This window comes from Bradyrhizobium algeriense, from assembly GCF_036924595.1.
In the GTDB taxonomy this organism is placed as follows: domain Bacteria; phylum Pseudomonadota; class Alphaproteobacteria; order Rhizobiales; family Xanthobacteraceae; genus Bradyrhizobium; species Bradyrhizobium algeriense.
This window is the reverse complement of the sequence record NZ_JAZHRV010000001.1, coordinates 7197146-7220818: the sequence shown is the minus strand read 5'-3', so window position 1 is coordinate 7220818 and position 23673 is coordinate 7197146. Positions and strand designations below refer to the sequence as shown.

25 protein-coding genes are annotated in these 23673 nt (G+C 62.5%); 14 read left to right on the top strand and 11 right to left on the bottom strand.

Annotated elements, in window-relative coordinates:
* Nucleotides 1-46 precede the first annotated feature (46 nt).
* From mnmE to hemJ, 3 genes are all read right to left on the bottom strand, one after another.
* A complete protein-coding gene (gene mnmE / locus V1286_RS34700; protein ID WP_334487709.1) occupies nucleotides 47-1381 on the bottom strand; it encodes a tRNA uridine-5-carboxymethylaminomethyl(34) synthesis GTPase MnmE in 1335 nt (444 codons plus the stop codon).
* A 393-nt stretch (nucleotides 1382-1774) separates the two neighbouring features.
* Nucleotides 1775-3040, bottom strand: coding sequence for a transcription termination factor Rho (rho, locus tag V1286_RS34695; protein WP_108520089.1), 1266 nt, complete (start codon nucleotides 3038-3040; stop codon nucleotides 1775-1777).
* Between the two features lie 258 nt (nucleotides 3041-3298).
* Nucleotides 3299-3745 carry a protoporphyrinogen oxidase HemJ gene (hemJ, locus tag V1286_RS34690; RefSeq protein WP_334487707.1) on the bottom strand — a complete coding sequence of 149 codons (447 nt, stop codon included), beginning with the start codon at nucleotides 3743-3745 and terminating at the stop codon, nucleotides 3299-3301.
* A gap of 453 nt (nucleotides 3746-4198) precedes the next feature.
* Between hemJ and V1286_RS34685 the strand changes: the two genes are divergently transcribed.
* The 4 genes from V1286_RS34685 to dnaQ are packed head-to-tail and all read left to right on the top strand — an operon-like array spanning nucleotide 4199 to nucleotide 7013.
* A complete protein-coding gene (locus V1286_RS34685) occupies nucleotides 4199-5038 on the top strand; it encodes a pyruvate, water dikinase regulatory protein (protein ID WP_108520084.1) in 840 nt (279 codons plus the stop codon).
* A 10-nt stretch (nucleotides 5039-5048) separates the two neighbouring features.
* Nucleotides 5049-5657: a Maf family protein gene (locus tag V1286_RS34680; protein WP_334487703.1), complete on the top strand. Its 609-nt coding sequence runs from the start codon at nucleotides 5049-5051 to the stop codon at nucleotides 5655-5657.
* Nucleotides 5658-5684: 27 nt separating this feature from the next.
* Nucleotides 5685-6284 (top strand): dephospho-CoA kinase, encoded by a 600-nt coding sequence (gene coaE, locus V1286_RS34675; RefSeq protein ID WP_334487700.1) that lies wholly within the window; start codon nucleotides 5685-5687, stop codon nucleotides 6282-6284.
* A gap of 18 nt (nucleotides 6285-6302) precedes the next feature.
* Complete coding sequence (gene dnaQ, locus V1286_RS34670) at nucleotides 6303-7013, top strand: DNA polymerase III subunit epsilon (RefSeq protein WP_334490112.1); 711 nt, start codon at nucleotides 6303-6305, stop codon at nucleotides 7011-7013.
* A gap of 34 nt (nucleotides 7014-7047) precedes the next feature.
* Here dnaQ and secB read toward each other — a convergent pair whose 3' ends face one another.
* Entirely contained in the window at nucleotides 7048-7536 is a 489-nt protein-coding gene (gene secB, locus V1286_RS34665; RefSeq protein WP_247833602.1) for a protein-export chaperone SecB, read from the bottom strand.
* 450 nt (nucleotides 7537-7986) lie between these two features.
* Here secB and V1286_RS34660 point away from each other — a divergent pair, with 450 nt between their 5' ends.
* Genes V1286_RS34660 through V1286_RS34650 form a run of 3 tightly spaced genes read left to right on the top strand, consistent with a single transcriptional unit; the run spans nucleotide 7987 to nucleotide 10848 of the window.
* On the top strand, nucleotides 7987-8688 hold the full coding sequence (locus V1286_RS34660; protein ID WP_334487695.1) for a Tim44/TimA family putative adaptor protein: 702 nt from the start codon (nucleotides 7987-7989) through the stop codon (nucleotides 8686-8688).
* Nucleotides 8666-10255, top strand: coding sequence for a murein transglycosylase A (gene mltA, locus V1286_RS34655; RefSeq protein WP_334487693.1), 1590 nt, complete (start codon nucleotides 8666-8668; stop codon nucleotides 10253-10255). Before V1286_RS34660 ends, mltA begins: the two co-directional genes overlap by 23 nt.
* Nucleotides 10252-10848 carry a Smr/MutS family protein gene (locus V1286_RS34650; RefSeq protein WP_334487691.1) on the top strand — a complete coding sequence of 199 codons (597 nt, stop codon included), beginning with the start codon at nucleotides 10252-10254 and terminating at the stop codon, nucleotides 10846-10848. Before mltA ends, V1286_RS34650 begins: the two co-directional genes overlap by 4 nt.
* Nucleotides 10849-10857: 9 nt before the next feature.
* On the opposite strand, the gene V1286_RS34645 is transcribed toward V1286_RS34650, so the two are convergent.
* From V1286_RS34645 to hslV, 6 genes are all read right to left on the bottom strand, one after another.
* A complete protein-coding gene (locus V1286_RS34645) occupies nucleotides 10858-11979 on the bottom strand; it encodes a hypothetical protein (RefSeq protein WP_334490110.1) in 1122 nt (373 codons plus the stop codon).
* A 215-nt stretch (nucleotides 11980-12194) separates the two neighbouring features.
* Entirely contained in the window at nucleotides 12195-13496 is a 1302-nt protein-coding gene (gene hslU, locus V1286_RS34640) for an ATP-dependent protease ATPase subunit HslU (RefSeq protein ID WP_334487689.1), read from the bottom strand.
* A 10-nt stretch (nucleotides 13497-13506) separates the two neighbouring features.
* Entirely contained in the window at nucleotides 13507-14583 is a 1077-nt protein-coding gene (locus tag V1286_RS34635; RefSeq protein WP_334490108.1) for a hypothetical protein, read from the bottom strand.
* Nucleotides 14584-14650: 67 nt separating this feature from the next.
* Nucleotides 14651-15262: a DUF2585 domain-containing protein gene (locus tag V1286_RS34630; RefSeq protein ID WP_334487686.1), complete on the bottom strand. Its 612-nt coding sequence runs from the start codon at nucleotides 15260-15262 to the stop codon at nucleotides 14651-14653.
* The gene (locus V1286_RS34625) at nucleotides 15259-15744 is read right to left on the bottom strand and encodes a GNAT family N-acetyltransferase (RefSeq protein ID WP_334487683.1); all 486 of its coding nucleotides are present in this window, start codon (nucleotides 15742-15744) and stop codon (nucleotides 15259-15261) included. The genes V1286_RS34630 and V1286_RS34625 overlap by 4 nt, the downstream gene beginning before the upstream one ends.
* Nucleotides 15745-15759: 15 nt before the next feature.
* The gene (gene hslV, locus V1286_RS34620) at nucleotides 15760-16311 is read right to left on the bottom strand and encodes an ATP-dependent protease subunit HslV (RefSeq protein ID WP_334487680.1); all 552 of its coding nucleotides are present in this window, start codon (nucleotides 16309-16311) and stop codon (nucleotides 15760-15762) included.
* Between the two features lie 185 nt (nucleotides 16312-16496).
* On the opposite strand from hslV, the gene hisB reads away from it, so the two are divergent.
* The 7 genes from hisB to coaA all read left to right on the top strand — a co-directional run bounded on the left by hisB (nucleotide 16497) and on the right by coaA (nucleotide 21210).
* Nucleotides 16497-17090 (top strand): imidazoleglycerol-phosphate dehydratase HisB, encoded by a 594-nt coding sequence (gene hisB, locus V1286_RS34615; protein ID WP_334487677.1) that lies wholly within the window; start codon nucleotides 16497-16499, stop codon nucleotides 17088-17090.
* A 39-nt stretch (nucleotides 17091-17129) separates the two neighbouring features.
* Nucleotides 17130-17660, top strand: coding sequence for a DUF2628 domain-containing protein (locus V1286_RS34610; protein ID WP_334487675.1), 531 nt, complete (start codon nucleotides 17130-17132; stop codon nucleotides 17658-17660).
* On the top strand, nucleotides 17657-18307 hold the full coding sequence (gene hisH / locus V1286_RS34605; protein WP_334487672.1) for an imidazole glycerol phosphate synthase subunit HisH: 651 nt from the start codon (nucleotides 17657-17659) through the stop codon (nucleotides 18305-18307). Before V1286_RS34610 ends, hisH begins: the two co-directional genes overlap by 4 nt.
* Complete coding sequence (gene hisA / locus V1286_RS34600; protein ID WP_334487669.1) at nucleotides 18295-19044, top strand: 1-(5-phosphoribosyl)-5-[(5-phosphoribosylamino)methylideneamino]imidazole-4-carboxamide isomerase; 750 nt, start codon at nucleotides 18295-18297, stop codon at nucleotides 19042-19044. Before hisH ends, hisA begins: the two co-directional genes overlap by 13 nt.
* Before the next feature lie 10 nt (nucleotides 19045-19054).
* The gene (gene hisF / locus V1286_RS34595) at nucleotides 19055-19831 is read left to right on the top strand and encodes an imidazole glycerol phosphate synthase subunit HisF (protein WP_108520051.1); all 777 of its coding nucleotides are present in this window, start codon (nucleotides 19055-19057) and stop codon (nucleotides 19829-19831) included.
* Nucleotides 19832-19914: 83 nt separating this feature from the next.
* Entirely contained in the window at nucleotides 19915-20238 is a 324-nt protein-coding gene (locus V1286_RS34590) for a phosphoribosyl-ATP diphosphatase (protein ID WP_214488182.1), read from the top strand.
* Nucleotides 20239-20253: 15 nt separating this feature from the next.
* Nucleotides 20254-21210: a type I pantothenate kinase gene (gene coaA / locus V1286_RS34585; protein WP_334487667.1), complete on the top strand. Its 957-nt coding sequence runs from the start codon at nucleotides 20254-20256 to the stop codon at nucleotides 21208-21210.
* 121 nt (nucleotides 21211-21331) lie between these two features.
* Here the strand turns inward: coaA and V1286_RS34580 are convergent, their stop codons facing one another.
* The gene (locus tag V1286_RS34580; protein WP_334487664.1) at nucleotides 21332-23566 is read right to left on the bottom strand and encodes a PAS domain-containing hybrid sensor histidine kinase/response regulator; all 2235 of its coding nucleotides are present in this window, start codon (nucleotides 23564-23566) and stop codon (nucleotides 21332-21334) included.
* Between the last annotated feature and the right edge of the window lie 107 nt (nucleotides 23567-23673).

Sequence of the window (23673 nt, the reverse complement as noted above, 5' to 3'; positions counted from 1 at the left end):
CGGCCGAACGTTTCACGTGAAACAAGTCACCATGGTTAAGGAAGTATTACTTACCTACACAGAACTCGCGGAAGATGACGTCGAGAATGTCCTCGACGTCCACACGCCCGAGCAGCCTTCCCAGGGAGCGTGCCGCCAATCGAAGTTCTTCCGCCGCCAGCTCCTCGCCCTGCCTCACTACTGCGACACTGCGTCGAAGCGAAGTCGCCGTCTCCTCCAAGAGTTTCCGTTGCCGGGTTCGGCTGATCAGTCCGCCCTCGGTGCCGCCAAAGTAGCGCTGGGCGAAATCGACCAATGCCGCGATCAGCTCCGGCACGCCGTCGCCGCGGCTCGCCGAAATCTCGAAACTCCTTAGGCCCGGCGCGCCAGCCTCGGCCAATGGCCGAGCTGCTTCGAGATCGATCTTATTTCGCACTCGCCATATTGGCGCGGGCCCATCGTGATCGAACGCCGCCTGCAAAGAGTCGGCCAGCCACAGCACGAGGTCAGCATCCGCCGCACGCGCCCGGGCACGACGGACGCCCTCCTGCTCGACTGGATCGTCCGTCTCACGAATGCCCGCGGTATCGATCACCGTCACCGGATAGCCGTCGAGATCGAGCTGCACCTCGATGACATCGCGCGTGGTGCCGGCATGCGGCGACACGATCGCGACCTCACGGCGCGCAAGCTGATTCATCAGCGTCGACTTGCCAACATTCGGCGGCCCCGCGATCGCAACGACGAGGCCATCGCGAAGCCGCTCGCTCCGCCCCTGCCCGGCCAGGACTTCCTCGATCTCGACCAGCAGCGCTTTGACCTTCGCGAGCGCCGGCGCGATCAATTCCGCCGGCACGTCGCCCTCGTCCGAAAAATCAATCCCGGCCTCGATCAAGGCAGACGCTTCGATGATCCGCGCGCGCCAATCGCGCGCTCTATCGCCGAGCAGTCCCTTCAACTGGCGCAGCGCCTGGCGCCGCTGCCGATCGGTGTCAGCATGGATGAGATCGTCGAGACCTTCGGCTTCCGTCAGATCGAGCTTGCCGTTCTCGAAAGCGCGCCGGGTAAATTCTCCGGGCTCGGCCGGGCGCACATCTTCGAATTCGGACAGCGCCGCGAACAAAGCCGCCAGCACCGCGCGTCCGCCATGAACATGAAATTCCGCGACGTCTTCTCCTGTCGCGCTGGCCGGACCCGGAAACCACAACACCACCGCATCGTCGATCGGCCGCTGGCCGACATTCCCAAGCAGCGCACGGGTGGCCATTCGCGGCGACGGCAATTTGCCGGCAAGTGCCGTCACGATCTTTCCGGCCTGCGAACCCGAGACGCGCACCAACGCAATCGCGCTCGGTGGCCGGCCCGACGACAATGCAAAAATGGTCTGATCCCGCGGATGCATGGCCTATTTGTGCGGGAGGTTTTGAAAAGGCAACGCGATTCGATTCGGGGCCTGAACGCGCAGGCCATACCGCCGGCGTATTGCGAGACAGGTGCGGCAAGGATGCTGCAAAATCCGACGGGGCGCCCTCCCTTGGCAGCCGGATCAATATAAAATTCAATAGCTTAGATGGTTAATCGATTCCTAGAGCCTTTTCCGTTCCGATGGAATCGGAACGGGGCTCTAGATTTTTGATTTGACGCGTTTTCTTCACGCGAACCGGTCTCCACTTCGCTGGAAAACGCTCTAACGCCGATTTTCCGATCCAGCATTCGCGTCGCAGCGGCGACCGCAGCATGAAAAAGGGCGCTCCGCTTCCCGCGAGGCGCCCTCCTCCAAACCTGGCCTGACGGATCAGGTGTTCATGGAATCGAAGAACTCAGAGTTGTTCTTGGTGTTGCGGAGCTTGTCGAGCAGGAAGTCGATCGCGTCCATGGTGCCCATCGGATTGAGGATCCGGCGCAGCACGTACATTTTCTTCAGGAGCTGCGGATCGGTGATCAGCTCTTCCTTGCGGGTGCCGGAGCGCGAGATGTCGATCGCCGGGAAGGTCCGCTTGTCCGAGACCTTGCGGTCGAGGATCAATTCGGAGTTACCGGTGCCCTTGAATTCTTCGAAGATGACTTCGTCCATGCGGCTGCCGGTATCGACTAGCGCGGTCGCGATGATCGTGAGCGAACCGCCCTCCTCGATGTTGCGCGCGGCGCCGAAGAATCGCTTCGGCCGTTGCAGCGCGTTGGCGTCGACACCGCCGGTCAGCACCTTGCCGGATGACGGCACCACGGTGTTGTAGGCGCGACCGAGACGCGTGATCGAGTCTAGGAGAATCACGACGTCGCGGCCGTGTTCGACCAAGCGCTTCGCTTTCTCGATCACCATCTCGGCGACCTGGACGTGACGCACGGCGGGTTCGTCAAACGTGGATGACACCACCTCGCCCTTCACCGAGCGCTGCATGTCCGTGACTTCTTCCGGACGCTCGTCGATCAGCAGAACGATCAGATAGCATTCCGGATGATTGGCGGTGATGGAGTGCGCGATGTTCTGCATCAGCACCGTCTTGCCGGTGCGCGGCGGCGCCACGATCAAAGCGCGCTGGCCTTTGCCGATCGGCGCGACGATGTCGATCACCCTTGCCGAAAGGTCTTTTCGCGTTGGGTCTTCGAGTTCGAGGCGGAAGCGCTGATCCGGAAACAGCGGGGTCAGATTGTCGAAATTGACCTTGTGCTTGGACTTTTCCGGATCCTCGAAATTGAGGGTGTTGACCTTCAGCAGCGCGAAATAACGTTCGCCTTCTTTCGGGCTGCGGATGTGGCCTTCGATGGTGTCGCCGGTGCGAAGGCCGAAGCGGCGGATCTGCGACGGCGAGACGTAGATGTCGTCGGGGCCGGGCAGGTAGTTGGCATCTGGCGAGCGCAGAAAGCCGAAGCCGTCGGAGAGAACCTCAACGACGCCTTCGCCGATAATATCGATTTCCTGGATCGCGAGCTGCTTGAGAATGGCGAACATCAGCTCCTGCTTGCGCATGGTGCTGGCATTTTCGACCCCGTTCTCTTCCGCGAACGAGACGAGCTCGGCCGGCGTTTTCGATTTGAGGTCCTGGAGTTTCATTTCCCGCATTGGGGTGGTCCTGTGGAGTGTTCTTTAGGGAAGGGGTGCGAGGTGGCTTAAGGAAAAAGCGGACACGAAAAAGGGAAGGTCCGCAGGTCTAAGCAAGGAAAGCGCCGGTGAGGCTTCAAACCTGATGCGGCGGCCGGTCCAATGAAGAAACCGGAACGCAGCCACATCCGCCTGCGTGGGGTGGGATTTCGACAATATAGAAAATCGGCCGGCGCTTCGCAAGCAGGGGAGAAACCGCCGGATCGACGAAAGCTGAGGCTAGAACGGCTTCACGACCACCAGGACGACGATAAAAATCATTAGGACCGTCGGCACCTCATTGATAATGCGATAGAATTTCTGACTTCTGGTATTCCGGTCCGCGGCAAAATCCTTGACCCAGCGGGAAAAAAAGCCGTGGACTGCAGACAGGACCAGCACCAGCGTCAGTTTGGCGTGAAACCAGCCGTGTATGTACCAATCCCCGCTCCAGGCCAGATAGAGCCCGGCCAGCCAGGTGATGATCATCGCGGGATTGATGATCGCCTTCAGCAATCGCCTTTCCATCACCTTGAAGGTCTCGGACTGCTTCGATCCGACCTCGGCCTCGCAATGATAGACGAACAACCGCGGTAGATAGAGCATGCCGGCCATCCAGGAGATGACGGCAATCACATGCAGCGCCATGATCCAGGGATACGCCGTGAGGATGGTCAACTCGTACATTGCAGTCGCCAGGCCTTGCTCGTCTCAGGAACGTTCTGATCACCCCGACGTTGCGAAGAAGCGCTGCCAACGTGGGACGCAAGACATATCCGCAAAGCACCGCTTCTCTAAACTAATAATTTTAGAATCTTAGGTTTGAGTCTAAGTGACCGTGATTATGACTCACACAAAACAATCCCGCATGTTTGCGAGGCTTGTTCACAGTCCTCCCCAATTTCGGCCGGACACTGCGTCATCCTGATAACGCCACGCGCATCAATTGCTTGCGCCGTTTCGTGGTCAGCTTATGAAGAGACAAATCCACACCTTCCCACTATCATGGCGATGAGCCGGCGGACTTGTCCTCTCGCGAGGCCCTGTGAAGAAATGTCCGGGTTATCCCTGACGTGGCGACCCAGGGCCAAATATCTTGGTTAAGCTCCACAGGGATTCACAGGATACACAGGGGTTCTGGTGCCCACGACCGGCAATTATTTTCATCTTCATCTGGTCTCCGACTCGACCGGCGAGACGCTGATCACGGTGGCCCGCGCGGTGGCCGCGCAATACGCTAATGTGACCGCGGTCGAACATGTCTACCCGCTGGTGCGCAGCCAGAAGCAGCTCGACCGCGTGCTCGACGAGATCGAGGAGGCGCCGGGCATCGTGCTCTTCACGCTCTTGGAAAAGGATCTGGTTGGCCGGCTGGAGGCCAAGTGCAGAGACATCAACATCCCGAGCCTGTCGATCATCGGCCCCGTGATGCAATTGTTCGAGGCCTATCTCGGCGCGGCGACGACGGGGAGGGTGGGCGCCCAGCACGTTCTGAACGCGGAATATTTCAAGCGCATCGATGCCTTGAACTACACCATGATCCATGACGACGGCCAACACGTCGAAGGTCTGGAAGATGCCGACGTGGTTCTGGTCGGCGTGTCCCGCACGTCGAAGACGCCGACCTCGATCTATCTTGCCAACCGTGGGGTCCGCACCGCGAACGTGCCGCTGGTGCCGGGCATTCCGCTGCCGCACCAGCTCGAGACATTGAAAAAGCCATTGGTCGTCAGCCTTCATGCGACGCCGGAGCGGTTGATCCAGGTCCGGCAAAACCGGTTGCTGAGCATGGGTGCCGATACCCCCAATGATGATTACATCGATCGTCAGGCGGTGGCCGATGAAGTCGCCTACGCCCGGAAACTGAGTGCCAAATTCAGTTGGGCGCAGCTCGACGTGACGCGCCGCTCAATCGAGGAAACCGCCGCGGCCGTGCTGAAACTGTTCACCGATCGGCAACGGCAGCGGCTTCCGGAATGACGCGGATACGATGACGATCTGGCGCGGAAAAGATCCATTGATCCTGGCGTCGCAAAGCCGCGCGCGGCACATGCTGCTCGGCAATGCCGGCATTCCCTTCGAGGCCGTTCCCGCCGATATCGACGAACGATCCGTCCAGAACAATTCGGGACTTTCCGCGCCGGGTGAAATCGCGGGCCTGCTGGCGCGCGAGAAGGCGTGCTTCGTATCGTCAAAAAATCCCGGCCGTTATGTCGTCGGCGCCGATCAGACGCTGGCTTTGGGAAACCGCCTGTTCAGCAAGCCGGCCGGCCGCGCGCAAGCCGCGGATCAATTGCGCCTGCTTGCCGGCCAAACACACGAACTGCATTCTGCCGTTGCGGTTGCCCGCGACGGCAAGATACTGTTTTCCGAAGTTTCGGTCGCACGCCTGACCATGCGCGCTCTGACCGGGTCGGAGATCAGAGCGTATCTGGACGAGGCTGGCGAAGCTGTGACATCCAGCGTCGGCGCCTATCAGCTCGAAGGGCTGGGCGTGCATCTGTTCGAGCGCATCGAGGGCGACCATTTTACGATCCTCGGCCTGCCGCTGCTGCCATTGCTGGCGTTCCTGCGCGGCGAGGGACTGCTCAATGTCTAGAATCATCTCTTTGGAAACGGCGATCTGATGCGCATTCTCGGTTTGACCGGCTCGATCGGGATGGGAAAATCCACCACCGCAAAGCTGTTCGCCGAGGCGGGCGTGCCAGTTTACGACGCCGATGCGGCCGTTCACAAAATCTATGAAGGCGAGGCGGCACCGGCAATCGAGGCGGCATTTCCCGGCACGACCGTGAATGGCAAGGTCGATCGCGCCAAGCTTTCCGCCAAGGTGGTGCATGATCAGGCGGCGATCAAACAGCTAGAGCAGATCGTTCACCCGATGCTCGGCGCCTCCCGCAAGAAATTCCTCGATGAAGCCGAGGCCTCCGGCGCACCCGTCGTGGTGATGGATATCCCGCTATTGTTCGAAACCGGCGGCGAGAAACGCGTCGATGCTGTCGTTGTGGTCTCAACCGATCCGGCGACGCAGCGCGAGCGGATACTGGCGCGCGGCACCATGACGTCAGAGGCGCTCGACGGCATTCTGGCGCGGCAATTGCCCGATGCTGAAAAGCGCAAGCGCGCGGATTTCGTGGTGGATACGTCGCACGGACTGGACCCGGTGCGCACGGCAATCCGCGACATTCTGGCCGAGGTCGTTAAGATGCCGCAGCGGCGAGCCTGATTCGCCAAGCTCCGGTCCCTGAAATCCATGCGCGAAATCGTTCTCGATACCGAAACCACTGGCCTCGACCCGCTACGCGGTGATCGGCTGGTCGAAATCGGCTGCATCGAAATCTATAACCGCATGCCGACGGGCCAGACCTTCCACCGCTATATCAATCCCGAGCGCGACATGCCGGCGGAAGCGTTTGCCGTGCATGGCCTGTCCAGCGAGTTCCTTTCCAGCAAGCCGCTGTTCACGGAGGTGGTCGAGGAGTTCCTGGAATTCATCGGCGACGCGCCGCTGGTGATTCACAACGCCTCGTTCGACATCAGCTTCATCAACGCCGAGCTCGACCGCATCAAGCGGCAGCCGGTTTCGCGCGATCGCCTGGTCGATACGCTGTTGCTGGCTCGCCGCAAGCATCCGGGCGTGTCGAACCGGCTGGACGATCTCTGCTCGCGTTATGCGATCGACAATTCCCGCCGCACCAAGCACGGCGCGCTGCTCGACGCCGAGCTGTTGGCCGAAGTCTATATCGACCTGATCGGGGCGCGGCAGTCGCAACTGATCCTGGCGTCGGAAACCCGCGTCACGATGAGCAGCGGACCCGGCGAAACGCCGCGCCGGCAGCGCGAGGTGCCACTGGCGCCGCGAATCACCGACGCCGACCGCGAGGCCCATCGCGCATTCATCGCCACTTTGGGCGACAAACCGATCTGGAATGATTTTCTGCCGGCAGCGGTCTAGCGGCTTTTGGCCGCTAGACTGCTCGAATGCGGCTTTAGCTTGGCTTTGCGCCGGAAGCAGCCTGGGCGGCAGCCTGCCGCTCCATGTTCTGGCGGTACAGGCCGACGAAATCGACGGGATCGAGCATCAGCGGCGGGAAACCGCCATCGCGGACCGCGGTGGCAATGATCTCGCGGGCGAACGGGAACAGCAATCGCGGGCATTCGATCATGACCAGCGGATGCAGGTTCTCCTTCGGCACATTGACGATGCGGAACACGCCGGCATAGGCGAGTTCGAAGCTGAACATCACCTTTCCGGCGTTTTCAGCTTTGCCCTCGATCGAAAGCGTCACTTCGAACTCGCTTTCCGAGAGATTGTTCGCGGAAACGTTGATCTGGATGTTGATCGCCGGCTGCTGCTGCTGCGGCGCCAGGGAGGAGGGCGCGTTCGGATTCTCGAACGACAGGTCCTTGGTGTATTGCGCCAGCACGTTGAGCTGGGGAGGGGCCTGCTCTTGGGGCGCGCCATTACCGTTGGTCATGAAACTTTCTCCTGAAGCGCTGCCGAGCGGAGACCGGTTGTCGTCTGAATTTCGCTCGATGGGGTGGGAATGCCTTTTCCGCGCGAGTGGCTATCATAGCCCCGCCTCGTTCCACAAGGATGACGGGCCGGCGGCGGACCCGTGAGAGCCGCGAAATGTGGCGGATATGCCCTAATACGGTCCTGCCGGCCGCCCAATACGTGCCCTAAATAATTGAATATGCGTGATTTCCGGACACGATCGGGTTCCCCCTCGCCTCCAAACGCGCTACAATTCACCCGCGCCAAAACGCGCCATTGGCCGGGCGTAGTTTCATGCCTACATGCTGCAGTCTCAATCGGTGATGCAATCTCTGCCGTTCTCAGGGAAAACTCGTAAGAGAGCTTCTCACCAGGGAACGCTCGACCGCCGGGCCCGTTGCCGGCGTTAGAACCAGAAAGCGAATACGACGTGGATATTTACACCATCATCTTCCTGGCGCTGGCGGTCTTTATCTTCCTGCGCCTGCGCAGCGTCCTCGGACAGCGCACCGGAAGCGAACGGCCGCCTTATGATCGCGCCGCGCCCAACGTCGTGCAGCGAACGCAGGACAATAACGCCGTCCCGATACCAGGTGCGGTGATCGATCAGGCGCCGCTGGCGCCGAGCGCCGATGTCGCGCCGGCCGACCGCTGGAAAGGCATTGCCGAGCCGGGCACGCCGCTTGCCGCAGGCCTCGACGCCATTACCGCCCAGGACTCCTCGTTCGATCCCAGGCACTTCATCTCCGGCGCCCGCGGCGCCTACGAGATGATCGTGCTGGCCTTCGCCAATGGCGACCGCCGCGCGCTGAAGGATCTCCTGTCTAGCGAGGTCTATGAGAGCTTCGAGGCCGTGATCAAGGATCGCGAGAAGCACGAGCAGAAAACCGAAACGCGGTTTGTTTCGATCGACAAGGCCGAGCTGGTGGGTGCGGAAGCCCGCGACCGCGCGGCGCAGCTGACTGTTCGTTTCGTGTCGCAGATGATCTCGGTCACCCGCGACAGGACCGGCGCCATTGTCGATGGCAATCCCGATAAGGTCGCCGATATCACCGATGTCTGGACATTCGCCCGCGACACGAGCTCTCGCGATCCGAACTGGAAGCTGGTTGGCACTGGAAGCGCGGCCTGAGACGCGACGCCTTGCGAGGCTCGCGTTTGGCGTGATCGCTTTGGCGTGTTCGCTGGCTCCGGTGGATGCCCTTGCGGCACGTCATGCGCGTTCGCAAAAGCCTTCGCATCCGCCGTCCGTCCGTCACCTGCCATATCCGCCACTTGAATTGCCGTTTCAGATCAGCGGCGGTCAGTATGCGCCGGTCGCATGGTCCGGGATCGCGGGCTGGAGCGAGGACGATCATCTCGCCGCCTACAAGGCGTTTCGGGTGAGCTGCAGGCCGATATCGGCGCAACGAACGCCGCCGGCCGATCCGAAGGCGCTCGGCACTTCGCTGCGCGATCCCTGCCTCGTCGCGAGAGGCCTGGAACTGTCCGACGGACTGAAGGCAAAAGCTTTCTTCGAGGATCATTTTCTCCCCTTGCGCATTTCGCGGCTTGGCGAAGGCGAGGGTTTTGTCACCGGCTATTACGAGCCCATCGTCGACGGCTCGCGGACGGAGAACGAGGTCTACAAGGTGCCGGTCTATCGCCGGCCGTCCAATCTGTTCGTCCGCGGCACCACACAGAGCTCGGCCGGCTTGCCGAACAAGGGCCAGGTGTTCCGCAAGATCGGCCGCCGCAAGCTGGTGCCCTATTACGATCGGGCTGAGATCGAGGACGGCGCGATTGAAGGCCGCGGCCTCGAAATCTGCTTTCTGAAGGAACAGACCGACCTGCTGTTCTCGCAGATCCAGGGTTCGGCGCGGGTCAGCCTCGACGACGGCTCGACCGTTCGGATCAATTACGATGCCCATAATGGCTATCCCTATACCGCGGTCGGCCGCATCCTGATCGAGCGCAACATCATCCCCAAGGATCAGATGTCGATGCAGAAGATCCGGGAGTGGATGGAGCAGAACCCCAATGAGGCCGACGAGCTGCGGCGGCAGAACAAGTCCTACGTCTTCTTCCGCGAGGTGCAGCTTTCCGACAAGGACGAAGCGGTCGGCGCCCAGGGCGTGCCGTTGACGCCGGGGCGGTCGATCGCGGTCGACAAGTCGCTGCATGTCTATGGCACGCCGTTCTTCATCGAAGGCGAGCTGCCGATCGAAACGGAGCAATCGAAGACACCGTTCCGCCGCCTGATGATTGCGCAGGACACCGGCTCGGCCATCGTCGGTCCGGCGCGCGCCGATCTCTATTTCGGCGCCGGTCTCGACGCCGGCAAGGTTGCCGGCCGTCTCCGCCACAATGCGCGCTTCGTCATCCTGGTGCCGAAGAGCCTCGATCCGGTGGCGCGCGGCCGCAAGATGCCGGTGCCCGACCAGCGGCCGTCGGAGACGATCGCTAAATTGTTCCCGCAAACCGATCCGCCGAAGGACCAGAAGAACGCTGCGAAGCCGCCCGAGGTGACCGCGGCGACCACCGCCAGGCCCGCGGCTCACGCAGCACCGCCGACACCGGCAGTGGCGCCTTCGCAAATCCCGGCCGTGCAGGCTGCCGTGACAAAGCCGGTGCCGCTGCCCGAGCCGCGGCCGAAGCTTGAAGCGGCCTCCGTAAAGCCGCATCAGCGTCATTTGCGCCGATATCGCCATCGTCGATGAAACGCCGGCCGTCGAGTTTGATTCCCGACTTGCCGGAGCCGCCGCGACGCAAGCGCGGCCTGAGCGAAGAGGACCGCGCGCTGTGGGAGAGCGTCGCCAAGCAGGTCAAGCCGTTGCGCAAACGGCACCGCCCTTCGAAGCCGCCGGCCGCCTCGACCGAAGCCGATAGCAAAGTCGCGCCGAAACCCGCCGCTTCGCCGAGGCACGTCGCCCCGGCACGAATCGTTGCTCCTTCAAAGCCGGAACCGCCGCCATTGGCGCCGATCGGCCGCCGGGAGCGGTCGCATCTGTCGCGCGGGCGGAAGGAGATCGACGCCCGGCTCGACCTGCATGGCATGACGCAGACGAGGGCGCATCGCGCGCTGTTCGGCTTCCTGCAGCGCGCCCATCATGACGGGCTGACCTTCGTGCTCATCATCACCGGCAAGGGCAAGATCGGCGCCGAATCCGAGCGCGGCGTGCTCCGCCGCCAGGTGCCGCTATGGCTCGGCCTGCCGGAATTCCGCTCGCTGGTGGTCGGCTTCGAGGAAGCCCATATCGGCCATGGCGGCGAGGGCGCCTTGTACGTCAGGGTGCGGAGATCGAGAACTTAGCTAGACCTGTCAGAACGGCCGCACGATCCCGACTCGCGGAATCAGCGTCACGATCCAGCCGAACACCATTGTCTTCCGGTCATCGCCCGGTATCGGCGGCACTTCTTTTGAAGGCAGCGTCTTCACCGCGTGCAGGATCAGGAACAGGCACACCGCCCAGTTCGAAATCCACCTCGAGTAATCGAAGATCATCGCGAACATGATGAGATAGCCGAGGCTGACGACGACGATTGCGGCCGTGACGATCCAGCGATGTGCTTCTATTGATAACGCTGCGATCAGATTGACGAAATATCGACAGAGCGGCGTGTGCAGCCAGATCAGGAGCGCAAATACGGGAATGCCGAGGAGGTTGTGCGGCAGCCGCTGCCAGGTATCCAGAACTTCCTTCGAGAGTGGCTGGTACCAGATATAGCCAAAGCTCAGCAGCTTGGTTTGCGATGGGTCGGCCATCCGGCTCTGCAGATAGGCGACGAACTCCGCCTCCGGTACCGCCATCGTGCCGTAGAATTGCGCGGCGATGAAGAGCAGGCCTATGGCCGCGAGCGATGCCATGCCAACAGCGGCGTTCTGTCGGCTCACGCCCTGCACGAGGTAATGACGCAACGCCACGATGGCGGCGATCGTCGGTACATACATCAGCAGATGAATGTGATGGATCAGAACAAGCACGATCGAAAACGCCGCGGCAAGCAACACATAGGCAAGCGAACGTGCCGGAACCAGCAGCAGACAGATCGCAAGCAGGCATCCGTAGATGTCGAAGTGCCCGAGCGTGTGCATAAAATTCTTCAGGAAAAACGGCGAGCCCGCCATGAACATGAACAGCGGCAAATGCTTTTGATCAAAACCAAACGTTCGGCGGAATAACTGAACGAACAGCCCTGCCGTCACCAGCCACACCGTGCCGCTGAGCGCAAACACCAGCCACACCGGCACCTTGGTCGTGAACAGCGAGACGATCGCGCCGATCAGGGCGCGCTTGGTGAAGCCGAAATGATAATCGACCAGCAGATGGATGTAGGGGACGTAAGGCGGCAGCGTGATCTTGTGCCAGAAGACCCCGATCAGCACGGCGGCATTGACGGCAAGCATCAAGCGCCAGGGGTTTTCCCATAGCCGCAAATTCAGGTTCATCGTCGTTCCGGCCAAGCGATAGCGCGAGCCGGGACCCATAACCACAGGCCGGCGTCACAGACGGGATAGCGGCCCCAGCGAGAGCGCACAATGAAGATTTGTGGTTGTGAGCGCGTAGCCCGGATGGAGCGCAGCGCAATCCGGGAACGGTGAATCCACTTGCGCAAGGCCCCGGATTTGCGCTGCGCTCCATCCGGGCCACGAAATGCCTACAAAATAAACCGGCTCAAATCGGCGTTCTTGGCGAGGTCGCCGACGTGCTTCTGCACGTAATCGGCGTCGACCTTGATGGTCTCGCCATGCCGGTCCGGCGCGGCGAATGAAATCTCGTCGAGCACCCGCTCCATCACCGTCTGCAGCCGCCGCGCGCCGATATTCTCCACCGTCGAATTGACGGCGACCGCGATATCCGCCAGCGCGTCGATGGCGCTGTCGGTGATGTCGAGCGTGACGCCTTCGGTCTGCAGCAGCGCGACATATTGCTTGATCAGCGAGGCCTCCGGCTCGGTCAGGATGCGGCGCATGTCGTCGCGTGTCAGCGCTTCCAGCTCGACGCGGATCGGTAGCCGCCCCTGCAATTCCGGCAACAGGTCCGAGGGCTTTGAGATATGGAACGCGCCGGAGGCGATGAACAGGACGTGGTCGGTCTTGACCGCGCCGTGCTTGGTCGAGACCGTGGTGCCTTCGATCAGCGGCAACAGGTCGCGCTGCACGCCCTCGCGCGAAACGTCGCCGCCAGTACGGCCGTCGCGCACGCAGATCTTGTCGATCTCGTCGAGAAACACGATGCCGTTGTTCTCGACCGCGTTGATGGCTTCCAGTACCAGCTGATCGCTGTCCAGCAATTTGTCGGATTCCTCGTTGACGAGAATCTCGTGCGAGCTTTCGACCGTCAGGCGGCGGGTCTTGGTTCGCCCGCCCATCTTTCCGAAGATATCGCCGATCGAAATCGCGCCCATCTGCGCGCCCGGCATTCCCGGGATCTCGAACATCGGCATGCCGCCGGAGGATTGCGTCTCGATCTCGATTTCCTTGTCGTTAAGCTCGCCGGCGCGCAGCTTCCTGCGGAAGGAATCGCGGGTGCCGGGGCTCGACGCCGGTCCGACCAGCGCATCCAGCACGCGTTCTTCGGCGGCTTGCTGCGCGCGGGCCTGCACGTCCTTGCGCTTGCGCTCGCGGACCTGCACGATCGCGACCTCGACGAGGTCGCGGATGATCTGCTCGACGTCGCGGCCGACATAGCCGACCTCGGTGAACTTGGTGGCCTCGACCTTGATGAAGGGCGCGTTGGCCAGCTTCGCCAGCCGCCGCGCGATCTCGGTCTTGCCGACGCCGGTCGGCCCGATCATCAGGATGTTTTTCGGCAGCACCTCTTCGCGCAAGCTGCCGGTGAGCTGCAGCCGCCGCCAGCGGTTACGCAGCGCGATCGATACCGCGCGCTTGGCGTCGGCCTGGCCGACAATGAAGCGGTCGAGTTCGGAGACGATTTCACGGGGAGAAAAGTCGGTCATACGTACATTCTTACACGGATAGGGTTGGTTGCGGGAGGCGACGCGTGAGCGTCGATGGTGCCAATTTCAATATCCCGGCCCGAAGTGGCTTCCATCCGGCGCTGAGCAACAGCACGAAAGCACCGAGGGTCAGGATTGTGAGCGGGGTCGTTATGTCGGAAAGGCCCGCCTGGCGGATCAGAGCCCAGAAGGCACCTCCTGCATAGGCGAGGCCGGATACCAGCAGAGCGCGGCGGTCGATCAGGACCGCGACAAGGCTAAGTGCCAGAAACACGGCCACTACGGCAACAGCAGGTTTGGGTTCGAGTTTCGCGCCCACGTCGAACACGCCACCAATTAACGAGTGTACGATGAGCGGCGCAGCAAGCAGATGTAGCCAGAAGGCAATATCGGTTCGGCGTGTCAGCCGTTCCGGATCCGTCATGTCAAACCGCATGGCCAAGCCAAAAATAGCGAGGCCGCAAACGAAAGTCAGGGCGCTGTACGCGCCGTACGGTAGCTGCGGAAAAAGCCCATAAGCTAGTCCCATGACCGTGAGCAGCAACGCGCCGCACCCCGCCGCGATAGTTATGGGCACCCGAAAGCGCCAGTAGTGCAGTGCCGTCAGCAGCACGGTCATAAATGCGGCGCTCGCCAACGTCGCTGGCTCGATCCCGCCAGGTCCGGAAAGCCCCCATGCAGATAGCGGAAAGCTGTATGGCCGGGCGCCCGCCCCGAGAAAGACGGCGCTGGCGGCGAAAGCGGCCCAGGCAAATACGATCAGGAGAACGATGCTTGGTAACGCCATGCGCCGCAGCCGGGTGAAGAATTCGGCGAGCAACCAGGCTGTAACGGCGACCGCTATCCACATACCAACCGGCCCGCTGGATGACAGGGCAAAATAGCCGACCGCGCCAATGAACATGGCAAGGCCAATGGTGACAAAGATGTCGCTGAAGCCGCTGATGAAGCGAAGCTGTTCGTCGTCGGGCGAGGCGGGCAATTCCGGCGGCTCGCCGGCATTTTCCAGCGCGCGCAGGCGTTCGGCCTGTTCGGCCGTGATAATTCCGCGCTCAACGCCTTTCGCCAAAATCTCGCTTGCAATCATCGACACTGGACCTCTGGAGTTAAGTAAGCCGGATCAGGCCTGTCGCAAGCAGCCGACACAATCGTCTCTAGATAATCGGCGGTCCGCCTTGCCAAACCTTGATCGCCTCGAAGGGGTGAATCAGCATGATGATGTTGAGCGTCAGATTGTCGCGAATGTGGAGCGTCATTACGAGTTCGAACAACAGCGCCACCGCCACCGTGATGGCGACCGGAAGCCTTTTTGCCAGAAGGAAGCCGCCGATCATCGCAAGTGAATCGGAGATCGAATTGACAATGGTATCGCCGAAATAATCCAGCGAGATCGTGCCGGCGCGGTAGCGGTTGATGATCCAGTCGGAATTTTCGACCAGTTCCCAGCCGCCTTCCACCAGCATGGCAAGGATCAGGCGGCCCTGCCAGGCGAGGCGAGGGAAGGCGAGGAAGGTTGCGCCGTAGAACAGGATGCCATGCAGGATGTGCGACAGCGTGTACCAGTCGAAGATGTGCTGCGAGTTTTCCGAACTCTGCACCACGCCGTGCCAGAGTTTTACATAGCCGCAGGCGCAGATCGGCAGACGGCCCATCGCATACAGGATCGCGGCTTGAGCTGCGAGGATGCCGGCTGCGATCAACGTCCAATGCCACGTCGAAAGCGCGCGGATGACCGGGGCTTTGTCGATGCTGCTGGTAGAAGTCATGCGTTGCGGACCATCAATAGAGCGGGGCCATCAGGTGTATCGACCATACCCGCTTTTTCAAAGCCCGCTTTCTCGTAGGCGCGAACGGCCCGGGTGTTGGCCGGATCGGGATCGGTGACAATGCGCGGCGCACCATTCCTCAAGCGCTCGTCGACGAAGGCGCGAATGAACGCCGAACCGTGGCCGCGTTCAATCATGCCGGGCTCGCCGATGAACTGGTCGATGCCGCTTGTGCCGCGCGGATGTTCGCCAAAACCCGAATTCCACGCGGTCAGGTCGTAACATTGCAGATAGGCGAAATCGCTGCTTCCTGCCGAGACAATGAACTGGTCCATCGCAGGTTCGTTCAAGTCGCCGCTGACCAGGTCATATTGCTCGGACGGATCGCCCCACCATTGCACGACATGCGGCTCCGCCAGCCAGCGCCGAACCAACGGCAGATCTGCTGATGTCATCGGGCGGAAGACATAGTCCGACGCCATGACCGGGGGCTCCCCTCAGAGCGTTTCGATCGTGACGTTGCGGTTGGTGTAGACGCAGATGTCGGCGGCGATATCGAGCGCGCGGCGCACGATGCTCTCGGCGTCCTTGTCGGTATCGACCAGCGCACGCGCCGCGGCGAGCGCATAATTGCCGCCCGAGCCGATCGCCATCACGCCCGCTTCCGGCTCCAGCACGTCGCCGGTGCCGGTCAGGACCAGCGAGACGTCCTTGTCGGCGACGATCATCATGGCTTCCAGCCGGCGCAGATAGCGGTCGGTCCGCCAGTCCTTGGCAAGTTCGACCGCCGCGCGGGTCAATTGCCCGGGATACTGCTCAAGCTTGCTTTCCAGCCGCTCGAACAGGGTGAAAGCGTCGGCGGTCGCCCCGGCAAAGCCACCGATCACGTCGCCCTTGCCCAGTTTGCGGACCTTTTTGGCGTTCGACTTGATGACGGTCTGGCCGATCGAGACCTGGCCGTCACCGCCGATCACCACCTTGCCGCCCTTGCGGACCGTCAAAATCGTGGTGCCGTGCCAGATCGGCAGGCTGTTTTCAGATGCTTGCATGAATTGCCCTCGTTCCCGTCAGATTTAGGGGCTGGCGGGGAGGGTTACAATCGCGGCCGGGATTCCGGTCACCATAGGCCGAAGTTCAGCCTCCAAAAGCGTCATCCCGCAGTAGCGAAGGCGACATCCGCCTGTTAAAAGGGCCGCGTTTTCGGCCTCCAGGTGGCCAAAGGGAAGCAGTTTTCATGCGCATAGCGTCCATCAAGCGCAAGACCAAGGAAACCGACATCGAGGTCGCGGTAAACCTCGATGGCACGGGCGTGTCCAAGGTATCGACCGGTATCGGCTTTTTCGACCATATGCTCGACCTGCTGGCCCGGCATTCCCGCATCGACATCACCGTAAAGGCCGATGGCGACCTCCATGTCGACCACCACCACACCACCGAGGACGTCGGCATCGCGCTGGGCCAGGCCGTGAAACAGGCGCTCGGCACCATGGCCGGCATCACCCGCTACGCCTCGATCCACATGCCGATGGACGAGACGCTGTCGCGCGTCGTGATCGACATTTCGGGCCGGCCGGTGCTGGTGTTCAAGGTCGATTTTCCGCGCGACAAGGTCGGTCAATTCGATACCGAGCTGGTGCGCGAATGGTTCAACGCCTTCACCATCAACGCCGGCGTGACTTTGCACGTCGAGACCTTATATGGCGAGAACAGCCATCATATCGCCGAATCCTGCTTCAAGGGTCTGGCGAGGGCGCTTCGTGCCGCGATCGCGATTGATCCGAGCGCGGCCGGCGAAGTGCCTTCCACCAAGGGTCAGCTCGGCGGCTGATTTCTTGTTCGCGTTTTTCGTTCGCGGCGGAGAGGTTCGATGCCGGTCTACACAGTGCATGCTCCCGTAGCCAACGGCGCCGATCTCGCGGCGACCGACAAGTTCGTCTTTGTCCGCGACGGCTTCCATTTCTGGGCTGCGGTCGCGAGCGTGATCTGGCTGTTGTGGCATCGGCTGTGGCTGGCGCTGATCGGTTGGATCGTTCTGATGATCGCCGTCCAGTTCGGGATGTCGGCGCTGGGCGCCAGCCGCGGCACGATCTTCGCCGTTGACGTCCTGATTGCCATCCTGATGGGATTCGAAGCGGCGACCTTAAGACGCTGGACCCTGTCGCGGCGCAAATGGCGCCAGCTCGATATCGTGGTCGCTGACGACGAGGAAACGGCCGAACGCCGGTTCTTCGAGCGCTGGACGGCCCGGCAGCGTGGCCTGACCAACGACCAATGGGCGGTCGACCGCGGCGCGCCGCCGCCAACCCGCAACATTCCGGGCCAGCCGTTCTCGAAACCGCCGCCATTGCCGCAAGGCGGGATCATCGGTCTGTTTCCGGAACCGGGAGGGCCGCGATGAGCGTTGCGATCATCGACTACGGCTCGGGTAATCTCCACTCGGCGGCAAAAGCCTTCGAGCGGGCCGCGCGGAGCATGGAAGAGCCGCAGAAGGTCATGGTGACGCGCGATCCGGAAGCCGTGTATCGCGCCGATCGCATCGTGCTGCCCGGCGTCGGCGCCTTCGCCGATTGCCGCCGGGGCCTCGACGCCGTGGACGGCATGCTGGAAGCGATGACCGAGGCGGTGCGCGTCAAGGCGCGGCCGTTCTTCGGCATCTGCGTCGGCATGCAGCTGATGGCCACGCGCGGCAAGGAGCACGTCGTCACCGAGGGCTTCAACTGGATCGAGGGCGAGGTCGAGAAAATTGCGCCGCGCGAGGAAAATTTGAAGATCCCGCACATGGGATGGAACACGCTCGATATGATCCGTGAGCACCCGGTGCTGGAGCGGCTGCCGCTCGGACCGAAGGGACGCCACGCCTATTTCGTGCACTCCTATCATCTCAATGCCTCCAACGAGGCCGATGTGCTGGCGCGCGCCGATTACGGCGGGCCGGTGACCGCGATCGTCGGCAAGGACACCGCGATCGGCACGCAGTTTCACCCCGAAAAGAGCCAGCGCTTCGGCCTGGCCCTGATCTCGAATTTCCTGAAGTGGAAGCCGTGATTCTCTTTCCCGCCGTCGACCTGAAAAGCGGCCAGTGCGTGCGCCTCGAGCAGGGCGACATGGCGCGCGCGACCGTGTTCAACCTCGATCCCGCGGCGCAGGCGCGGTCCTTTGCCGAGCAGGGGTTCGAATATCTGCATGTTGTCGATCTCGACGGCGCCTTTGCCGGCAAGCCGATGAACGCACTCGCGGTCGAGGCGATGCTCAAGACCGTCACCATGCCGGTGCAGCTCGGCGGCGGCATTCGCGATCTCAAGACCGTGGGAGCCTGGCTGGACAAGGGAATTGCCCGCGTCATCATCGGCACGGCCGCAGTGCGCGATCCCGAGCTCGTGAAGAGCGCCGCAAAAAAATTTCCCGGCCGCGTCGCTGTTGGCCTCGATGCGCGCGACGGCAAGGTCGCCGTCGAAGGCTGGGCCGAGACCTCGCAGGTGACCGCGCTCGAAATCGCACAGCGTTTTGAGGATGCCGGCGTCGCCGCCATCATCTTCACCGACATCGCGCGCGACGGCCTTTTGAAGGGCCTAAACCTCGATGCGACGATTGCCCTTGCGGAGCGGATATCGATTCCCGTCATCGCGTCGGGCGGTTTCGCTTCGATCGATGACGTGAAAGCCTTGCTTGAGCCACGTGCCAAAAAGCTTGCGGGTGCGATTGCTGGCCGCGCGCTCTATGACGGCCGGCTCGATCCGACTGCGGCGTTGACGCTGATCCGCAACGCACGCGCCGCGGCCTAGGAGTATCGCCATGTTCAAGGTCCGCGTGATCCCCTGTCTCGATGTGAAAGATGGAAGGGTGGTCAAGGGCGTCAATTTCGTCGACCTGCGCGACGCCGGCGATCCGGTGGAAGCGGCGATTGCGTATGACGCGGCCGGGGCCGACGAATTGTGCTTCCTCGATATCACGGCCACCCATGAAAACCGCGGCACCATGCTGGATGTCGTGCGCCGCACGGCGGAAGCCTGCTTCATGCCGCTGACGGTCGGCGGCGGGGTCCGCACCATCGACGACATCAAGACGCTGCTGCGGTACGGAGCCGACAAGGTCTCGATCAATTCCGCCGCCGTCTCCAACCGCGAGTTCGTCAAGCAGGCGGCCGAAAAATTCGGCGAGCAGTGCATCGTGGTCGCGATCGACGCCAAGCGGGTCAAGCGCGCCGGCGGCGGTGAGCGCTGGGAGATCTTCACCCATGGCGGACGCAACTCCACCGGGATCGATGCCATCGAATACGCGCAGGAAGTGGTATCGCTCGGCGCCGGCGAAATCCTGCTGACGTCAATGGACCGCGACGGCACAAGGCAGGGGTTCGACCTGCCGCTGACGCAGGCCATCGCCGACAGTGTCCCTGTACCGGTCATCGCCTCCGGCGGCGTCGGCAATCTCGACCATCTGGTCGACGGCATCCGCCAGGGCCACGCCACCGCGGTGCTGGCGGCCTCGATATTCCACTTCGGCGAATTTACCATACGCCAAGCCAAGGAGCACATGGTGCGCGCCGGGCTGCCGATGCGGCTCGATCCCTGACGACTCCCCGTCACAAAAGTGCTAAGTCCTGCACTGGGACAGCGCTGCGGCCTTTGGCCAGGCGCGAGTGTTGAGTTCGGTTGATGTCGCGTTTCACGATCCATGATCTGGCCGCCACCATCGATGCACGGGCCGCATCGGGAGGAGAGGCGTCCTACACCCGCAAACTGCTCGACAAGGGTGCGGAGCACTGCGCCAAGAAGCTGGGCGAGGAGGCGGTCGAGACCGTGATCGCGGCGGTCGAGAATGATCGCGACCATTTGATCGCCGAAAGTGCGGATCTGCTGTTTCATCTGCTGGTGCTTTTGAAGGCGCGCGGCGTCAAGCTCGATGAGGTCGAGGCCGCGCTGGCGCAGCGGACGTCGATGTCCGGGCTCGAGGAAAAGGCGTCGCGCAAGCGCGACTGACCGAGAGGGCTGTTCATGGATATCCGCACCCCCGACCAGCAATACAACCCCTACCGTATCTTCACCCGCGAGCAGTGGGCGCGCTTGCGCGACGATACGCCGATGACGCTGGAGCCGGGCGAATTCGAGCGGCTGCGCTCGATGCACGATCGCCTCGACATGCAGGAGGTGGAGGACATCTACCTGCCGCTGTCGCGCCTGTTGTCGATCTATGTCGACGCCACCCATCGTCTCTACCAGGCGCAGCGCCAGTTCCTCGGCATCCGCGACCGCAAGGTACCCTATATCATCGGCGTCGCCGGGTCGGTCGCGGTCGGCAAATCGACCACCGCGCGCGTGCTGCAGGCGCTGTTGGCGCGCTGGTCGCCGCGGCCCAAGGTCGACCTGGTGACGACAGACGGTTTTCTGTTTCCCAATGCCGTGCTTGAGCGGCAGGGGCTGATGCAGAAAAAAGGCTTTCCCGAGAGCTACGACCTGCCGATGCTGCTGTCGTTCCTCTCCGACATCAAGGCCGGCCGCCGGCCAGTGCGCGCGCCGGTCTATTCGCATCTGGTCTACGACATCGTGCCGAACCAGTGGATAGAAGTCGACCGCCCGGACATCCTGATTGTCGAAGGCGTCAACGTGCTGCAGACCGGCCGCCTGCCGCGTGATGGCAAGGCGGTGCCGGTGGTGTCCGACTTCTTCGATTTCTCGGTCTATATCGATGCCGAGGAGCCGGTACTGCGCGAATGGTATGTGCGGCGCTTCCTCGCGCTCAGGGATACCGCGTTCCACGATCCCAAATCGTACTTCCATCGCTACGCAGTCTTGTCGGACGAGGAGGCCACGGCGACCGCGATCGCGATCTGGGAACGCACCAACCTCGCCAATCTCGAGGACAATATTCTGCCGACCCGGCCGCGCGCGACGCTGATCCTGAAAAAGCGCGCCGATCATCTGGTCGAGACGGTGGCGCTACGGCGGCTGTGACATAAGCGTCGGTTTCGCAGGGTGGGCAAAGGCGCGTTTGCGCCGTGCCCACCATCACAACCTCGCGCTAGATGGCGGGCACGCTCCGCTTTGCCCACCCTACAAATTCTTCGCTGTCACCTCACGCCGCGATGTGCCGGGACGCGATGAGGCCGGAGAGCGCCTCGGCGAGTTTCTCGCGGTCGAGCGGCTTGATCAAAAATCCGTCCATGCCGGCTTCGAAGCAGGCATAGCGGTCTTCCACCAGCGTGTTGGCGGTGAGTGCGAGGATCGGCGTCCGGCCTCCCGGCTCGCCGGCCTCTAGGGTGCGAATCCGCTTGGTGGTTTCGATGCCGTTGAGCTGCGGCATCTGGATGTCCATCAGGACCAGATCGTAGGGGGTCCCAGCGGCTTTCGCCGACAGCCAGGATTCCAGCGCCTCGGCGCCGTTGCTGGTGATCACGGCGTGATGGCCGAGCCGGCCGAGCAGCGAGCGGATCAACAGCGCATTGATCTGATTGTCCTCGGCGACCAGGATCGACAGGCCCTTGGCTGACGGCGCGGCTGATGACTCGATCGTGTCGATGGCCGGCTCCAGGCTCGGCGCGGCCACCTCCGGCGCGGTCGTCAGGCGCGCCGCGAGCGAAGCCGCGCGCAACGGCTTGACCAGATAGCCGGTGAGGGCGGAGGTGGCGGATGGCTGCAATTCCTGCCGCGTCGCCGGCGTGAACATCACGATACGCTGCGTGGCATGCAGGCGCGCGGCTTCGCCGAGCCGTTCGATATCGGCCAGCCCCAGCGCGTGATCGATCAGCACGGCGTGCCAGGGCCGCTCGGGCAGCAGGGCCTCGGCGACATCGGCGTCGGAAAGCATGCAGGTCTGTCCGCCCCAGCGCTGCAGCCGCCGCGCAGTCAGCGAGGCCTCGATGCTCTGTGGCGAGACCAGCATGATCGACTGGCCGGAGAGATCGGGCGCCGCGAAGGAGATTTGTTCGCCGTCGGCGGCGGCGAGCGGGATGGACACTTCGAATGTCGCGCCGGCGCCCGGCTGGCTCTCCAGCGTGATGCGGCCGCCCATGCGCTTGACGATGCGGTCGGAGATGCTCAGGCCAAGCCCGGTGCCGCCATAGCTGCGGGCGATCTTGTCGTCGGCCTGTTCGAACTCGCGGAAGATCCGCTCGCGCGCCTCTGGCGCGATGCCGATGCCGGTGTCGCGCACCAGAAAACTGATTTCATTGGGCCAGATGCCTGGCTCGACGATCAGAGCGACGCCGCCGGTCGAGGTGAACTTGATGGCGTTGCCGGCGAGATTGAGCAGCACCTGCCGCAACCGCGCCGCGTCGCCGATCACGTGCATCGGCAGCCGCTCGTCGACATAGGCGGCGATCTCGATTTTCTTGGCCTCCGCGCGCGGCGCCAGCAATTCGGTGATGTCCTCGATCATGCCCGACAGCGCGAACGGACGATGTTCGAGATCAATCTTGCCGGCCTCGATCTTGGAGTAATCCAACAGCTCCTCGATCAGCGAGAGCAGCGCGTCGCCGGAAGTCTTCACCGCCTTGACATAGGTCGCCTGTTCCGGCGTCAGCGGCGTGTCCATCAACAGCCCGCTCATGCCGATGATGCCGTTGAGCGGCGTGCGGATCTCATGGCTCGCCATCGCGAGGAAGCGCGACTTGGCGCGGCTTGCCGCATCGGCCTGGTCGCGGGCCTCGGCCAGCGCGCGCTCGCTTTCGGTGCGATCGGTGACGTCGCGGCCGACGCTTTGCATTTCCGCCGGCCCCCCGGCGTCGTTGCGGACGAGGCCTTCGCGCCATGCGATCCAGCGCGGGCCGAGCGGACCTGATATCTGCTGGTCGTGAACGCGAGTGCCGTTCGGTTCGAGCGCGATGTCGCCCTGTTCGAGAACTTCAAGCGCAAAACGGCTGCCGATCAGCGCGTCGCACGGCATTTGCGCGAGTTCGCAATAGGCATCGTTGGCATAGGTGATGCTGCCCTCGGCGTCGCGCAGCACGATCAGATCGCCCTGCGATTCGAACAAGCGGCGGGCGCGCTGCTCGGCTTCCTGCAATTCCCAGTTCCGGTCGGCCAGCGCTTCATTGTGCAGGGCGACCTTGCGCATCTTCTTGCGCATCAGGCGGAGCCGGACGCTGAAAGTGGCGAGCGCGACGCAGGCGAGAGCAAACAGGAAAGCAACGCCGATCGCAAAGGCATGCGGGTCATAGCCGGAATTTTCCGTCTTGCTTCCGGTAATGAATCCATAGGCGGCGCCGAACACGATCGAGAAGATCATGAAGGAGCGCAGCGTGAAGGTCAGCCAGGGATGCCGGCGACCGAAACGGCGAAAGCGAAGTTTGATCCGGAAAGTCCGTCCCATCGCCAATGACCCTGAGATTGCTGCCTGAACTGAACCGGCCTGCTTCGCCGCCCCTCTGGGCATACGATGCGTTGCCGACGTTGCAAAGTGCTTGAGGCTCCCAGCGC